The sequence below is a fragment of the Spirillospora sp. CA-108201 genome (assembly GCF_050936235.1).
In the GTDB taxonomy this organism is placed as follows: Bacteria; Actinomycetota; Actinomycetes; order Streptosporangiales; family Streptosporangiaceae; genus Spirillospora.
The window spans coordinates 4,773,260-4,788,358 of sequence record NZ_JBNJNE010000001.1; the positions used below are offsets into that span (position 1 = coordinate 4,773,260).

The window sequence follows — 15,099 nt, forward strand, 5'->3', positions numbered from 1 at the left end:
GAGGGCCGGTTCAGGCGACGGTCAGCAGACCGTCGGCGCCGCCCGTCCGCTGCACCACGCGGTGGAGCAGGCCGGCGCGGTCGACCTCGGCGTCGGCCGGGGTGAAGCCGGTCCACACGCGCGGGTCCCTGTCGGTGTCGCGCGCCGTGGGCGCGAACGCCGCCGTCGTGAGGACCTCGGGCAGGTCGCGGCGCCCCGGGCGGCGCTCCATGCCGACCTTCAGGTAGGTGCCCTCGCGCAGCAGCACGACGGTGGCGAACCTGACCCGGGTGTGCCGCTCGGCGTCCCGGAACCAGCGCGGGTTCGACGCCCAGTAGATGTTCTGGTCGGTGTCCACGGCCACGGTCAGCGGGCTGAGCGCGCCGCGCGCCAGGTGCACCTCGGTGGGGCGGTCGCGCTCGACCCACGCCAGCGCGACCCGTCCGACCAGGGCCTGGAGGACGCCGGTGATCTCGGACGGGGACCGGCGGCCGGCCATCAGCCGAAGGACCGGCTCGCCGCAGGCGCCGGCGGCCGCGTCCCCGGCGGGCGGCGCGTACCGCCTGCGCAGGTCGGCGACGTCGATGTCGGCGTCGTTCGCGCCGACGACCGCGGCCGGCGCCCCGGGGACGATCAGGGGGCCGGCGTCGCCGGCCTCGACCGAGGCCCCCCGCGCCGCCCGGCGCGTGTGCCCGACGGCCACGGCCGCGCGGTCGAGCTCGGACAGGAACTCCGGCCGCCAGACCCCCGAGAACCGGCCGCGCCCCCGCACGACCCGGCAGCCCCCGCCGCCGGCCCCGCCGAGCCCCGGCGGGGCCCCGAGCAGCGCCAGGCCCGCCGAGTCGCTCCCCCGCTCCTCCGCGAGCGCGCCCAGCACGACGAGCACGTCCGACGCCCGACCCGGGTCGGCCGCGAACGGCGAGCGCACCACCCCGAACAATCCGCACATGCAGGATGAGATGCGGCCCGCGGCCGGACGGTTCGATCCGCCGTCCGCCGACCGCCCCACCGGGCGCCCGCTCCCGCCCGGGCGCTCTCCCCGCACGCGGGATTGAGAGGAAGATCATGGGTGGACGGTTCGAGGCGGCCGGGAGGCCGAATAAGCTCGGGGGCGTGAACCGCGCGCCCCAATGGCTGCTGCCCACCGTGCTGACCGCGCTCATCCTGGCCGTGGTCGTCGGGGCGCTGCTGGGCTGACGGCGCGGATCAGGTGATCGTCGGGGCGCGGAACGGGGATGATCGATCCATGTCAGCACGCCGGACCGCCGTGCGCGCGGGCACCGCGCTCGTCCTCGCCGGCGCCCCGGTCTGCCTCCTGCAACCCGCCGCCTCCGCCGGCTCCGCCCGCGACGACGCGGTCGCCTTCACGATCAAGGACCCGCGGATCACCGAGTCGAGCGGGCTGGCCGCCAGTTCCCTGCACCGGGGCGTCGTCTACACCCACAACGACTCCGGCGGCGTCCCGAAGGTCTACGCGCTGGGCCCGGACGGGAAGGTCGCCGCGGTGCTCACGCTCGCCGGCGCGGGGGCCCGCGACTGGGAGGCGATGGCGATCGGCAGGGACGGCCGCGGCCGTCCGGCGATCTACGTGGCGGACATCGGCGACAACCTCGGCGGCGCCTGGCCGTACGTGACCGTGTACCGGATCCCCGAGCCGACGCGCCTGGTGAGCCAGACCCTCCAGGCCACCCGGTTCCGGATCAAGTACGAGGACGGGCCGCGCAACGCCGAGACCATGATGATCAACCCGCGCACGAACCGGCTCTACATCGTCAGCAAGCTGTTCGGCGGCAAGGTCTACGAGGCGCCGGCGCGGCTGCGGACCGGCGGCTTCAACGTGCTGCGCCGGGTCGGGGACGCCCCGGCGATCGCGACCGACGGCGCGTTCGCCCCCGACGGGCGCACCTGCGTCATCCGCACCTACTTCGGCGCCCGCCTGTACTCGGTCGGCGCCGACGGCCGCCCCGGCGAGACGATCAAGTCGCTCGACCTGCCCCGTCAGGTGCAGGGCGAGTCGGTGACCTACACCCCCGACGGGCGTTCGCTGCTGGTGGGGTCCGAGGGCAGGAAGCAGCCGGTCTACCGGCTGCCGCTGCCGGAGGAGGCGCGTCCGTCCCCGGCGGCCTCCCCGGGGAGCGCGGGCGCCGGGAAGGACACCACGGGCGGCCGCCGGGACGCGACCAACACCCGGATGGCGCTGTTCCTCGCCCTCGCGATCGCGGCGGCGGTCGGCTACGGCCTGCTGCGGCGACGGCGGTGACGGGGACGGGTGCCCGGGTGACCGGTGAGACTCATGTGACGGCGGTGGAGCCCCGACCTGACCGGCGCGATGGTTGTCGGTTCCGGAGGGCGACCGGATCGTGGAAGGGGGCGACGGTCCCGCGGGGACCCGTGTGAGGATGCGGACTGTGGAGCATGAGCTGGTGGGCCTCGCGGGATCCGGCGGCCGTTGGCGCCCCGTCGCCGCGGGTCCGTTCACCGTCCTCGCGGTGGCGCTGGCGCTGCTGCCGATCCGGCCGGTGTGGCTGTGGGCCGCGCTGATCGGCGCCGTCGCCGCGTTCCCGTGGCTGCTCGGCGCGGTCCCGGAGGCGCGCCGCCGCCGCCCGCGCCCGTACTGGCGGCTGTCGGCGGACGGCCTGGAGCGCGTCGGCCCCGGCGGGCTGACGATGGTCTCCTACGAGCGCTCCCGGATCGACGGCCTGGCCGTCACCACCGGCGACGGCGTCCTGACCGTCTTCCACCGGTTCGGCCGCACCGCCGTGGGCGGGATGACGGCGATGGGCCTGGAGCCGCTCGCGGTGTTCGTGGCGGCCCGCAGGCTCGGCATCCCCATGCACGTCCTGGACGGCGAGGCCACCGACCTGCTCGACCCGGCGCTCGACGAGGCGCTGCGCGCGTCCGGGCTGGAGGACGACGTCCCCGGCGGCGGCCCCCTGCCGCGCGACCACGCGGCCGAGAAGCGCCTGCTCGACCAGGAGGCCGCCCTGCTGGCCGCGGCGCACGAGCCGCCCGTGGAGGCGCCCTCCCGCCGCTCGTCCCGCGCGGCGCCCGACGAGCAGCGGCTGGCCACGCCGGAGCCGCTTCCGAGCCGCCGCCGGATCGTGCTCCTCGGCGCGCTCACCGCGCTGCTCGGCGCCGTCATGATCGTCCGGATCGCGCTGGACGGGACGGGCGAGTTCGGCGCCCGGCTCGCCGCCGGCTGCTGGGCGCTCGCCGCGATCGGCGGCGTCCTCGCGGCGCGCCGCCGGCTGCTGCGGGCCGCGCAGGTCCGGTGGACGATCACGGCGGAGCGGCTGCTGGTGCGGGCCCGTCCCGGCCGCCGCCGCGAGACCCAGGACCTGCGCGCCGAGAACGTCGCCGCTGTCGTCGTCGGGCCCGGGCTGCGCCTGGACCCGGTGAGCGGCGAGCCGCGCCGCGCCGACCTCGCCGCGCTGGCGTTCGGGCACCGGATGGAGCTGGTCGCCCGGCTGCCCGCCCACGGCCTGGACGGCTTCCAGCTCGCGCACGCCCTCGACGACCACGGCTACCGGGTGATCACTCCCGGTGCGCGGTCGCCGCGCCGTCCCGACTACGGGCTCGAAGGGCTGCCGGAGATCTTCGCGCAGGTGCCCGGCGGGCGCCTGGTCGTGGAGGGCGACGGGCTCGGCTGGGCCGACGCCGCCGGCGACGTGGTGCTGAAGATGCCCCAGGACCGCATCGGCGGCATCGAGCTGCTGACCGTCTCCGGGCACGCCTGGGTCCGGCTGTACGACTCCGACGGCGACGAGTTCTTCTCCGCGCCGCTGTCGGCGCTGCGGATCTCCCGCACCGACCTGCGCGACTCCGCCCGCCGCGCCGGGCTCCCGGTCAACGACGCCGAGTACGACGCCTACCTGAGCGCGGCGTTCCACTCGGCCATGTCCTCGCTGTCGGCCCCCGACCCCGAGCCCGCCCCCGCGGCCCTGTCGGCGCAGGGGGGCGCGCGCGAGGGCGCGGCGCCCCAGCCGGAGCCGTCCGAGGAGCCCGGTTTCGTCTTCCCCGTCCTCACGCCCCCCAGCCCGGCGACCGCGCCGGGCACGGTCCTGGACGCGACCCGCAGGTCCCGCGTCGGCACCTACGGGGTGAGCGTCCTGCTGTGCGAGGCGGTGGCGCTGCTGGGCGCGGTGTGGCTCGGGCCCGATCTGGGCGGGTTCAACACCACGGCGATGTGGTCGATGCCGGCCGGGATCCTCGTCGGGCTGCTCGGCTACTGGCTGTACGACCGCAACCGGTCGCAGCTGCGCGTGTCGGCCGCCGGGGTCGCCGTCGTCACCCGGCGCGGCCGCGTCGAGTGGGACCTGGCCCGCGACCGCCTCGGCGGCGTCGGCATCGACGACGCGGTCGAGCGGATGCCCCGGCTGGTGGTGTGGGGGCCGTCCGGGCGGGTGCTGCGCCAGATCACGTTCCCGCCCGACCTCGCCGAGCTGCGCCGCGCCTGCGAGCGCTACGGCGTCCCCTGGGGGCCGCCGGACGCCGACCGCCCCGCCCCGCCGCCGCCGGAGCTGTGACGCAGCGGCCACGCCATCAGCGGCTCGTACTCCAGCTGGGCGTTGTCCCTGCCGGGCAGGTGGCTGCGCATCAGCTGGACCGAGTCCGCCGTCCACGGCATGCCCGCGAACGACGACAGCGCCTCGACGAGCGCCCGCACGTCCACCGGCCGCCGCGACCGCGCCAGCGTCATGTGCGGGCGGAAGCCGCGGTGCTTGTCGGGGATCGTCCCGACCCGGCGGCCCGCGGCGGTGGTGGAGGCGGCCAGCCTCGCCAGGGCGCGGCGGTCGCCGTACAGGCCCGTCCACAGGACCCGGGCGTGCGCGCCGTTGCCGGGGAACGCGCCCGCGCCCGCCAGTGACAGCGTCATCCGCTCGTGACGGCGGACGGCGCGCTCCAGCCGCGGGAGCAGCCGCTCCAGCGTGCGGTCGTCGACCTCGTCGAGGAACGTCAGCGTGACGTGCATCAGGTCGCGCCGGATCCAGCGCAGCTCGGAGACCGTGCCGAGATGGGGCCGGACGGCCTCCGCGAGCTCGTCCAGAACGTCCGGCGGCGGGACGAGCGCGACGAAAAGCCTCATGAACGCTTCCACAGGGCCACGCCGCCAGCCTTTCAGCAGGCGGCGCTCCTTGTCACGCAAATAGGGCCAACCGAATCGCCTCGGACGGCCGGTCTTATGGGGCCCCTACGCGTCCTTTACCGCGCGGCGACCCGGGCGCGGCGGAGTCTCGCCAGGGCGGGACGCACCGTCCCGCGCTCGTCCGGCGAGCCCTCCTGCTCGCCGGACCTCCACCGCAGGGCCAGGGCCCCCACGGCGAGGGCGGCGACCACGGACACCAGCCCGCCGAGGACGAGGGAGGCCCGCGCGCCGAAGTGCTCGGCCAGCCAGCCGACCGCGGGCGCGCCCAGCGGGTTCGTCCCGAGGAACACCAGCATGTAGAGCGCCATGACGCGGCCGCGCATCTCGGGCGCGACGCCGAGCTGGACGGACGCGTTCGCCGCCGTCATGATCGTCATCATCGCGATCCCGGTCGGCACCAGCAGCGCCAGGAACGACCAGTACGTCGGCATCAGGCCGGTGAGGACCTCCAGCGCCCCGAACGCCAGGCCCATCACCACCAGCAGCCGCAGGCGGGGCCGGGCGACCCTGCGGGCCGCCAGCAGGGCGCCGCCGAGCGCGCCCAGCGCCAGCATGCTCGACGCGAGGCCGAACGCGGAGGCGTCGCTGTGGAAGACCTCCTTCGCCACCAGGGCGACGGTGGTGCTGAAGTTCATGCCGAACGTCGCGAGGAAGCCGATGAGGATGAGCACGAGCATCAGGTCGCGGCGCCCGCGCACGTAGCGGAGCCCTTCGCGGAGCTGGCCCTTGGCGCGCTTGACGGGGGCGGCGTGGTGCAGCTCGTCCGTCCGCATGGCGTAGATGCCGAACAGGACGGCGCCGAACGACGCGGCGTTCACCAGGAAGACCGGTCCGGTGCCGATCAGCGCGATCAGGACCCCGGCGACGGCCGGGCCGAGCAGCCGGGCGCCGTTGAAGGTGGCGCTGTTCAGCGCGATCGCGTTCGGCAGGTCGCGCTTGCCGACCATCTCGACCACGAACGACTGGCGGGTCGGGTTGTCCACGACGGTCGCGACGCCGAGCCCGAACGCCAGCACGTACACGTGCCACACCTGCGCCGCGCCGCTGATCGCGAGCAGGCCGAGGACGAGCGCGAGCACGCCCATCGACACCTGCGTCAGCATCAGCACGCGGCGCTTGGAGTAGCGGTCGGCGATGACGCCGCCCCACAGGCCGAACAGCAGCATCGGCAGGAACTGCAGTCCGGTCGTGACGCCGAGCGCGGTGCCGCTGCCGTGGGCGAGATCGAGGACGAGCCAGTCCTGCGCGATCCGCTGCATCCACGTCCCGGTGTTGGAGACGACCTGGCCCGCGGTGTACAGGCGGAAGTTGTGGTTGCGGAGCGAGCGGAACATGCCGGCGCGGCCCTCGGGCTCCCCTGCGGGCTCGTCGGCGGCAGAGGGCTCCTCGGCGGCGGAGGGCGAGGGGGCGGGCTCGGGGACGTCCGCCACGGCCTCGTGGAGCGGTCCGGACTGGTCCGCGGCGGTCGCGGCGGGGGAGGTGGGGGAGGTGGCGGAGGTGGTGTCGGGCCGCGCGGCGGGGCGGGCGGGCGCGTGCGCGGGGGGACGCGGGGCGGGGCGGCGACGGCGGGAGCGGGCGGGGCTCGCGAGGGCGGCGGCCCGGACCGGATGTGCGGCCCGCCGCCCGCGGGCCCCGCGCGTCGCGGTCCCCTCGGGTTCGTCGGGGGTTTCGTTAGCAGAAGTCATTACCAAGGCTAACGGTAATCGCCCCGCCCGCATTCCGGCAAGCGCGGGAATCCTGATCAGGTGAACGCCGCCGCCCGCGGGCCCGGGCGGGCCGGGGTCAGGAGCGGCTGAGCTTGTCGATGACGGGGGCGGCGCGGCGGAGGATCTCCCGCTCCTCGTCGGTCAGCTCGCCGAGGCGCAGGGCGAGCCATGCCTCCTTGCGGCGGCGCTCGGCGGCGAGCAGGGCGGCGCCCTCCTCGGTGGCGTTCAGCACGACCTGGCGCCCGTCGGTCGGGTGCGGGCTGCGCGCGACGAGCCCCCGCTCCTCCAGGTGGGCGATGACCCTGGTCATCGAGGGCGGCTGCACCTTCTCGTGGTCGGCCAGCTCGCGCGGCGTCATCGACCCGTGCCGCTCGATGGCGGCGAGCGCGGCGAACTGCGTGAGCGACAGCGGGCTCGGGCCGCCCTCGCCCCCGGCGGACGGCCGCAGCGTGCGGAGCCGGCGCGACAGCCGCGCGATCGAGATGCGCAGCTCTTCGGCCAGCCCGGGCGCCGTGCGGCCCGGGATCGGTGGCAATGTCATCGTCCTCGGTCTCCTGTGCTGCCCATGCTGCCACGCCGCCACTTGACACTGTCGCTAATCTGATTAGCCTTACAGCTAAAGAGATATAGAGGAGGGTCGCGATGCCCCGTGCGGGACTGTCGCCCGACGCGGTCGTGGACGCCGCCGTCGCCGTCGTGGACGCCGGGGGCCCCGGTGCCCTCACGCTGGCGGCGGTGGCGGGAAGGGCCGGGGTCGCGACGCCCTCCCTTTACAAGCATGTCCGCAATCTCGCCGAGTTGCGACACCTGGTGACCGCGCGCGTCCTGGAGGAACTCGCCGAACGGCTCGGGGAGGCCGCGCTCGGGCGGTCCGGCGACGACGCCGTCCGGGCGCTGATGTACGCCTACCGGGCGTACGTGGTGGAGCACCCGGGCCGCTACGGCGCGATGGATCAGACCGCGGCCCCGGAGGGCGGCCCGGTGGGCGACGCCGCGGAACGGCTGCTGAACATCCTGTACGGGGCCCTGCGCGGCTACGCCCTGGAAGGGCCGGACCTCGTCCACGCGGCGCGCTGCCTGCGCTCGGCCGTCCACGGGTTCGCCGTGCTGGAGACGGCGGGCGGATTCGGACTGCCCGCGGACCTGGAGGCCGGCTACGAACTGCTCATCACGATGGTCCTCGGCGGACTGGCGGGCCGGGGCCGCGTAGCCTGAGCGCATGAGCCCTCCGCGCCGCCCGGACCCGCCGCCGATGCAGACCAACGACGTCCGCGTCGCGGCCGCCGGGGCGGCCGCCTGGGCGGTGGCGCTCGTCGTGCTGCTGATCGTCGGGCTGCCGTCGCAGGACCGCTGGTGGCTGTGGGTCTGCGGCGCCGGCGTCGGGATCGGGCTGTTCGGCATGTGGTACACCCCCAGGCTCCAGGCCGGGCGGGCCCGGCAGGAGGCCGACCGCGCCGCCAGGCGCGAGGCGCCCCGCCAGGACCGCTAGGCCTCCAGGTCGTCCTCGGCGAGCAGGACGGGCAGAGTCTCGGGAGCGCGCAGGACGGCCTCCAGCAGGAGCCGGTCGCCCCAGTGCCCGGTGGACCAGGCGAGTGCCCGCGCCAGGCCGCCGGCGCCGCTCGCGTGGACGCGGCCGTCCCTCGTCCACCACGGGACGTCCTGGCCGTCCACGACGAGGCGCTCATGGGCGAGGTAGCCGGCGGGGGCGTCGGGAAGGACCGCCCTGACGGCCTCGGGGACGGGACGCTCCTCGCCGCCGGACTCCACGAGACCTGGGATCTCCTCGCCCGCGAGGGGCAGGTCCAGGAGTTCGGCGAGGCGCGCGTCGCGGCCCTGCGCGGCGATGACGAGGGGCTGGCCTTCGAGGAGGGGCAGGACGTCGGGACCGTCCAGGACGAGGGCGTCGGCCGCGTCGACCACTTCGACGTCGCCGTCCACGACCGCCCGCACGCGGTCGGGCGGCTCGACGGCCGCGTCCGGGGCGTCGGCCAGCGCCGTCCAGAGCTCGCCCAGCCGAGCCCGTTCCACCGGCCGCCGGTCGTCGCCCAGGCGGTCGAGCAGTTCCTGCGCGCCCCCGGGCTCGTCGAGCAGTTCCACCAGTGACGTGCGGACGCCCAAGGCGAGCAGGAGGTGCTCGTCCAAACCCTGCGGCGCGACGTCGTAGAGCCCTGCCAGCGCCTCGTCGCCGCCGAGGCGGAACTCGCCCGGCCTGCGGCCGTCCAGGACCGGGCGGCGGCTCAGCCACCACGCCGTGTAGGACGGGACGACGACGCGCCGCCCGTCGTGCAGGGCGGCATGGGCCGGATCCACGATCGCGGACCGCCACGGCGGTGCGGAGAGAACCCTCAGGGCCGCCGCCCAGTCGTCGACGAGTTCGAGGTCGCGGACCGCCGTGAACTCGGGGACGAGCGGCGGCAGGTCCTGCTCGCCGATCCGGCGCAGCACGTCGTCCGCCCACAGGTCCTCGTCGTCGAGGTCGAGGCTCTCCGCCACGTCGGCCAGGCCCGCGAGGTTGACGTCCTCGGCCCTGGCCAGGGCGAACCCGTCCAGGACGCCGACGGCCGCGAGCGTCTCCTCGCCCCACCGCCCCAGGACACCGCCGTCGACGACGCCGAACGGCGCGTCGCCGGCCATGATCTCCCGCAGCGGGCTCCGCGGCAGCAGCAGCTCCCCCGCCGGGTAGAGCTCGCCGTCGTCGCCGGGCAGGGCCAGCTCGGCCAGCCACGGCTCGTCGCCGGGATCGGCGTGCGCGGCCGCGACGAGCCCCAGCACGGCCTCGGCGACCGCGTCGGGGTCGTCGGAGTCGAAGGACTCCTCGACGGCCGCCCGCACGGCGGCGTCCGCCAGCACGGCCCGCGGCCCCGCCTCGACCGCGCCGAGCCGCGCCAGGAGCGGGTGCACGGCCTCCGGATGGACGAAGCGCAGCCCCAGGGCGTCCAGGCCCGCGGGATCGACGCCGTCCGCGATCAGCAGCCCGCGCGGCCCCCGCACCACGCGCCCCGTCCCGCCCGCCAGCGGCACCGGGAGAGCCCCCAGAGCCTCCGTGGAGGCCCCGGCGAGCGCCTCGTAGGCCCGGTGCCACCATGCCGGTTCCCGGTCCACAGCGGCCAGCTCGTCGATCACGTCGGCCAGTTCCACCCGCCGCACGCCGAGCGCCGCCAGCGCCGGGCTCCGCGCGGGCCACTCCGGCGGCAGCAGGCCGCCGACGACGGCGCCGCCCCCGGTTCCGCCCTCGGCGTCCCTGGCGTGCCCGCCGCCGAGCACCTCGACGAACGCGGCGGGCGCGTCCACGGCGACCGCGTCCCGCCCGCGCGTCCGGTGGGGCAGGACGGGCGCCTCCGGGAGCCGTTCCCGGATCCCCCTGCGGATCCGCGCGTCCAGCTCTCCGGCGCCGATCGGCCCCGGCACGAGCTCCAGCACCTTCGGGGAGACGGGCAGCTCGCCCAGCAGCCGCACGTAGGCGGCGGCGGCCCGGTCGGAGAGGAAGTCGGCCAGCGCCCCGGGCGCGACGTGCCGCCGGTCGGGCGCGAGCGGGAACGACGCGATGAGCAGCGCAGGCAGGTCGAGGCGCTCGTCACCGGGCGTGGGCGCGTGCAGGACGCCGGGCGTGCCCTCGGGGAGCCCGCCCTCGGGCAGGGCCCACCTCACCTGCCAGAACGGCCGGGCCCGCTCCTCCACGGGACGGTCGTTCAGGAGCGCCGCGGGGATCTCCCCGTGCTCCTCGACCGTCCGCCACAGGCCGCCGTCGACGACCACCTCGCCCGGGGCGCGCCGCTCGGCGGTCAGCGTCCGGACGTCCCCGTCGACGTCGATCTCGACGTGTTCGAGCGCGGGCAGCGCCAGCATGAGCGCCGCCCCCACCTCCCGGAGCTGCCGCCGGACGGGCTCGACCGCCTCGTCCCGCAGCGGCAGCCGCACGACGGTGTCGTAACCCGCCGGAACCTCGGGGACGCTCTCCAGGGCGAACGGCAGACGCAGCAGCGGCACGTGCCCGCCGCGCCGCCCCAGCTCCTCCGCCAGGCCCGCGATCCCCTCGACCAGCTCACGGGCGCGCGTCGCGGACCACTCGACGCCCGCCGTCCCGGACGCGATGGCCGGGGCGCCGGACACGGCGGCGACGGCGGCGAACCCCACGCCGAAGCGGCCGGCGGCGGCGGGCTCGTCGCGCTTGGCCGAGGCGCGGAGCGTCGAGAGGGCCTCCACGCCGGCGGCGTCCAGCGGCGCCCCCGTGTTCGCCGCGACCAGCAGCGGCTCCCCGCCGGTGCGCAGCGTCAGGCCGAGGCGGCCGGGCACGCCGGCGCGCCGGGCGGCGTCGGCGGCGTTCTGCGCCAGCTCGATGACGACGCGGTCGCGGTAGCCGCCGAGGGCGTGGTCCTCCTCGGCGTTGGCGTCCTCCCGGAAGCGCGCCGGGGACTCGGCCCAGGCGCGCAGGACACGCTCGCGCAGCGCCCGCGCGCCGAACTCGTCGTCCATGGGATCAGCTGTGGCCGAGGGCCTCGTCGTCGAGGGGCGCGGTGTCCTCGTCACCGGTGGGGACGATCTCGTAGCCGAGCTCGTCGATGACCGGCGGGTTGTGCTCGGACACCGCCGGAAGGGAGACGGCCTCGGAGTGCGCGCCGCAGCCGTGGTCGGCGGACACGACGCGGCCGTCGTCGGGCGCGTACTCGTTGGCGCAGACGCCGAAGGCCTGCCGCAGCGCACCCGCCAGCACCACGTAGAAGCCGCACGTGGAGCACTGGGCGGGGGCGGACGCGGCGATCGGGGCGCGGGGCCCGGCGACGCCGTCGTACCAGCGGGCGGCGGCCTCGTCGCGGCCCTCCCGCGACAGCACCCGGACGCGGCCGAGGCCGAGCTCCCACTGGGCCTCGCGGTCGGTCGACTCGTCCACCTGCGTGAAGCCGGGCGCGAGCCGCACGTCGTCGGGCGCGGTCGGCAGCAGGTCGCCGGGGCCGAGGTCGCCGGGGCGCAGCCGCTCCAGCCACGGCACCCACGGCGGCGCGAGGAGCGCGTCGTCGCCCGGGAGCAGGACGCACTCGCTGACCGTCACGTTCCGGGCGCGGGACGCGCGGGTCACCGTCACGGCCCACCGCCAGCCCGTGTACGCGGGGTCGAGGCACACGAAGTAGTGCGTGACCACCCGGTCGCCCTCGGCGCGCAGGCCGAGGTGCTCGCCGACCTCGGCCTGGCCGGCGGTGTCCTCGGCGGCCTCGCGGGCGAGGTCGACCGCCTCGGCGCAGGCGGAGTCGACGGCGGGTGTGCGGGGCCGGCGGGCGGTCCCGGTCGTGGTGCGCGCGGCGGCGGAGCGCGCGGGGCTGGACTGGCGCTGTGGGCTCACATGTCAATTCTCGCCCATGCGGGCATGTGACCCGCACAAGGCGGGCGCCGTCCGCGAGGTGATCCGGCATTCCAGCGGGGAACGTACTCTCAGTCGAGGACTCCGATGGCCGCCCCCGGCACCGAGCCGGGTCGACCGCGAGGAGAGATCAGGGCGCATGGCAGACCGGACACGGGCGGGTCGGTCCGCGCGCGCCGCCACCGGGGGGGCGGCGCGGGCGTGCCGCGGAGCGCGCTCGGCCCTGCTCGGGACGGGGCGGCTCACCCGCCGCGTCACCCACGCGCAGGGCGCCGGCCGCAGCGGGCTCGGCAGCCTGATCGAGGCCTGCGCGTTCAACTCCGCCGGAGACGCGCTGGTCACCGTCGCGCTCGCGGGAACCCTGTTCTTCGGCCTGGACGTCAACCAGGCGCGCGGCCAGGTCGCCCTCTACCTCCTCGTCACGATGGCGCCCTTCGCGCTGGTCGCCCCGCTGATCGGCCCGGCGCTGGACCGGGCCCGCCACGTCCGCCGGTACGCGATCGCGAGCACGTTCGTGATGCGGGCGCTGCTGTGCTGGGCGCTGGCGAGCGCGCTCCCGCACGGCGACCAGGTCACCTTCCTGCCCGCCGCGTTCGGCGTGCTGGTGCTGTCCAAGGCGTTCGGGGTGCTGCGCGCCGCGGTCACCCCGCGCGTCCTGCCGGACGAGATCTCGCTGGTGACGGCGAACGCCCGCTGCTCGTTCGCCGGGCTCATCGCCGCGTCGGCCGTCGCGCCCGCCGGGGCCGGCCTCGCCGTGCTGGTCGGGCCGGGCTGGGTGCTGCGCGGCGGCACGGTCCTGTTCCTGCTGGGCGCCGTGTTCACCATGCGGCTCCCCCGGCACGTGGACGTCCCCGAGGCCGAACGGGCGGCGGACAAGCCCGCCCCGCGCCGCGCGTGGCGGGCGCTGCCGCGCGTCGGCCCGGTCGTCGCGGAGGCGATGCAGGCGAACGCGGTGCTGCGCGCGTTCTCCGGCTTCCTGATCATCTACCTGGCGTTCCTGCTGCGCCAGGAGCGCTTCGACCCGGTGTCGCACCATGTGGCCCTCGGCCTGCTGGCGGCGTGCGCGGGCGCGGGCGGGCTGATCGGCACCGCTCTCGGCGCCTGGATGAAGGCGCGGGCGCCGCGGTTCATCGTGTCGGCGACGCTGGCGTGCGTCACCGGCGTCACCGCCGCGGGCGCCGCGTTCTTCGGGCTGTGGGCGGCCCTCGCGGTGGCGACCGCCGCCGGGCTCGGGCAGGTGCTCGGCAAGCTGTCCATGGACGCGGTCGTGCAGCGCGAGATCGGCGAGGAGGTGAGCTCGTCCACGTTCGCCGTGTCGGAGACCCTGCACCAGCTCAGCTGGGTCCTCGGCGGGCTGCTCGGCCTCGGGATGTCGATCGTCGCGGACGGCCGGCTCGCGCTCGCGGTCGTCGCGGCGGCGCTGGCCCTCGCCTCCGGGCTGCTGGTGATGCGGCAGGCCGGAGGCCGGCGTCGGGCCGACCGGCCGGACCGCAGCGGGCCCCTCAAGGACGCGCACCACGAGATGCGCGCCTGACCCGCGCGGAAGGCGCGGGTCGCCGTCAGGACGCCAGGTCGTCGGCGACCGCGCGGAGCACGGTGGCGATCTTCTTGGCCTCGGCGGGGGCCGGGTGCTTGCCCCGCCGGTAGGTGTTGGAGATCCCGTCCAGCAGCTTGATCAGGTCCTCGGTGATGACGACCATCTCGTCGGGCTTCTTGCGCCGCTGCTTGGCGATGGTCTTCTCCACCGACGGCAGCGTCTCCAGCACCCGCACCTGGAGGGCCTGCTGACCGCGGCGCCCCTCGACCACGCCGAACTCGATGCGCTGGCCCGGCCTGAGGGTCGTGACCCCGCCCGGCAGCGCCGACGAGTGCACGAAGACCTCACCGCCGTCGTCGCGGGTGAGGAAGCCGAACCCCTTGTCGGAGTCGTACCACTTGACCTTGCCAGTCGGCACCGGAGACCTCGTTCGGTAATCGTCCTGAATCGACCCCAAGATTAGTGCCTCGCCGCGGGCCGGTGAACACGCCGGGGGCCCCCGCGACGCCTACGGGGCAACGGGATCGACGCTATCCCGGACGCCCCGGAACGGCATCCGAATATCGCCGCGCAGCTCAGCCCCCGGGGGCGGCCCGGCCCGCCCGGAAACCGCCGAGCCAGCCGGGGAACGCCAGCAGGTCGGGCAGGACGACGTCCGCGCCGTAGGCGGTGAGCGCCGCCGAGTCGAACGCGCCGGTCGCGACGGCCACCGCCACCGCCGAGGCGGCCCGGGCGGCGTCCACGTCGCCGGTGTGGTCGCCGATGTAGGCGCCGGCGCCGTGCTCGCGCAGCGCGGCGCCCTTGTCGGCGCCGAACAGGCCGCCCACCACGGCGTCGGCCGCCAGCCCGAGGAACCGGACGGTCCGCTCGGTGTCGGCCTGGTTCTTGCCCGACACGACGACCACCCGCCCGCCGCGGGCCCGCACCGCCTCCAGCGCGGCGGCCGCCCCCGGCATGAGGACGGTCGCCGGGACCGCGACGTCGGCGTAGATCGCCCGGTAGCGCGCCGCCATCGCCGGCACCTCCTCCGCCGGGAACCAGTACGCCAGCTCCTCCTCCAGCGGGGGCCCGATGCGCCGCACCACCTGCCCGGTGTCGATCGGCACTCCCGTCTCCGCCGCCAGCGCCGCGTAGACGGCGCTGATCCCGGCGCGGGTGTCGGCGAGGGTCAGATCGAGGTCGAAGCCGATGGCGAGGCCGTCGCGGGACGGCGCGGAGGAGGCGAGATCGAGCACGTCCACAGGGTAAGGGGGCTGGACACACGCGAGGACCCGCGCTCTCCTGGTAGTGGCGATGCGACGGGATCCGAGTAGGAGAGCGCGGGACCGTGTTGCGGATATACCCGGGCCCTCGACCACAAACCACCTGACCAGGGAAA

At 76.2% G+C, this 15,099-nt stretch carries 14 protein-coding genes; 6 read left to right on the forward strand and 8 right to left on the reverse strand.

The features are described 5' to 3' along the window. Positions 1 to 10 precede the first annotated feature (10 nt). The gene (locus ACQEU6_RS22990; protein WP_499334829.1) at positions 11 to 928 is read right to left on the reverse strand and encodes a class II glutamine amidotransferase domain-containing protein; all 918 of its coding nucleotides are present in this window, start codon (positions 926 to 928) and stop codon (positions 11 to 13) included. 116 nt (positions 929 to 1,044) lie between these two features. Here ACQEU6_RS22990 and ACQEU6_RS22995 point away from each other — a divergent pair, with 116 nt between their 5' ends. From ACQEU6_RS22995 to ACQEU6_RS23005, 3 genes are all read left to right on the forward strand, one after another. After that, entirely contained in the window at positions 1,045 to 1,176 is a 132-nt protein-coding gene (locus ACQEU6_RS22995; protein WP_499334831.1) for a hypothetical protein, read from the forward strand. A 49-nt stretch (positions 1,177 to 1,225) separates the two neighbouring features. Then, complete coding sequence (locus ACQEU6_RS23000) at positions 1,226 to 2,239, forward strand: hypothetical protein (RefSeq protein WP_499334833.1); 1,014 nt, start codon at positions 1,226 to 1,228, stop codon at positions 2,237 to 2,239. Positions 2,240 to 2,378: 139 nt separating this feature from the next. Continuing rightward, entirely contained in the window at positions 2,379 to 4,505 is a 2,127-nt protein-coding gene (locus ACQEU6_RS23005; RefSeq protein ID WP_499334834.1) for a hypothetical protein, read from the forward strand. Here the strand turns inward: ACQEU6_RS23005 and thpR are convergent. From thpR to ACQEU6_RS23020, 3 genes are all read right to left on the reverse strand, one after another. Then, positions 4,442 to 5,065 (reverse strand): RNA 2',3'-cyclic phosphodiesterase, encoded by a 624-nt coding sequence (gene thpR, locus ACQEU6_RS23010; RefSeq protein ID WP_499334836.1) that lies wholly within the window; start codon positions 5,063 to 5,065, stop codon positions 4,442 to 4,444. The genes ACQEU6_RS23005 and thpR overlap by 64 nt on opposite strands. 116 nt (positions 5,066 to 5,181) lie before the next feature. Next, positions 5,182 to 6,459, reverse strand: a complete 1,278-nt coding sequence (locus tag ACQEU6_RS23015) for an MFS transporter (RefSeq protein ID WP_499340320.1) — start codon at positions 6,457 to 6,459, stop codon at positions 5,182 to 5,184. A 448-nt stretch (positions 6,460 to 6,907) separates the two neighbouring features. Beyond that, positions 6,908 to 7,372 carry a MarR family transcriptional regulator gene (locus tag ACQEU6_RS23020; protein ID WP_499334837.1) on the reverse strand — a complete coding sequence of 155 codons (465 nt, stop codon included), beginning with the start codon at positions 7,370 to 7,372 and terminating at the stop codon, positions 6,908 to 6,910. Positions 7,373 to 7,473: 101 nt separating this feature from the next. Here ACQEU6_RS23020 and ACQEU6_RS23025 point away from each other — a divergent pair, with 101 nt between their 5' ends. Together ACQEU6_RS23025 and ACQEU6_RS23030 are read left to right on the forward strand one after the other, a co-directional pair. Beyond that, the gene (locus ACQEU6_RS23025) at positions 7,474 to 8,046 is read left to right on the forward strand and encodes a TetR-like C-terminal domain-containing protein (RefSeq protein WP_499334839.1); all 573 of its coding nucleotides are present in this window, start codon (positions 7,474 to 7,476) and stop codon (positions 8,044 to 8,046) included. A gap of 4 nt (positions 8,047 to 8,050) precedes the next feature. Beyond that, positions 8,051 to 8,320 (forward strand): DUF2530 domain-containing protein, encoded by a 270-nt coding sequence (locus ACQEU6_RS23030; protein ID WP_499334840.1) that lies wholly within the window; start codon positions 8,051 to 8,053, stop codon positions 8,318 to 8,320. Here the strand turns inward: ACQEU6_RS23030 and ACQEU6_RS23035 are convergent. Together ACQEU6_RS23035 and ACQEU6_RS23040 are read right to left on the reverse strand one after the other, a co-directional pair. Next, a complete protein-coding gene (locus ACQEU6_RS23035) occupies positions 8,317 to 11,304 on the reverse strand; it encodes a sacsin N-terminal ATP-binding-like domain-containing protein (RefSeq protein WP_499334842.1) in 2,988 nt (995 codons plus the stop codon). The genes ACQEU6_RS23030 and ACQEU6_RS23035 overlap by 4 nt on opposite strands. Positions 11,305 to 11,308: 4 nt before the next feature. Beyond that, positions 11,309 to 12,166: a DUF3027 domain-containing protein gene (locus ACQEU6_RS23040; protein ID WP_499334843.1), complete on the reverse strand. Its 858-nt coding sequence runs from the start codon at positions 12,164 to 12,166 to the stop codon at positions 11,309 to 11,311. A 157-nt stretch (positions 12,167 to 12,323) separates the two neighbouring features. Here ACQEU6_RS23040 and ACQEU6_RS23045 point away from each other — a divergent pair, with 157 nt between their 5' ends. Further along, on the forward strand, positions 12,324 to 13,718 hold the full coding sequence (locus ACQEU6_RS23045) for an MFS transporter (protein ID WP_499334844.1): 1,395 nt from the start codon (positions 12,324 to 12,326) through the stop codon (positions 13,716 to 13,718). A 25-nt stretch (positions 13,719 to 13,743) separates the two neighbouring features. Here ACQEU6_RS23045 and ACQEU6_RS23050 read toward each other — a convergent pair whose 3' ends face one another. Then, on the reverse strand, positions 13,744 to 14,139 hold the full coding sequence (locus ACQEU6_RS23050; protein ID WP_499334846.1) for a cold-shock protein: 396 nt from the start codon (positions 14,137 to 14,139) through the stop codon (positions 13,744 to 13,746). Positions 14,140 to 14,296: 157 nt separating this feature from the next. Then, on the reverse strand, positions 14,297 to 14,956 hold the full coding sequence (locus ACQEU6_RS23055; protein WP_499334848.1) for an HAD family hydrolase: 660 nt from the start codon (positions 14,954 to 14,956) through the stop codon (positions 14,297 to 14,299). Between the last annotated feature and the right edge of the window lie 143 nt (positions 14,957 to 15,099).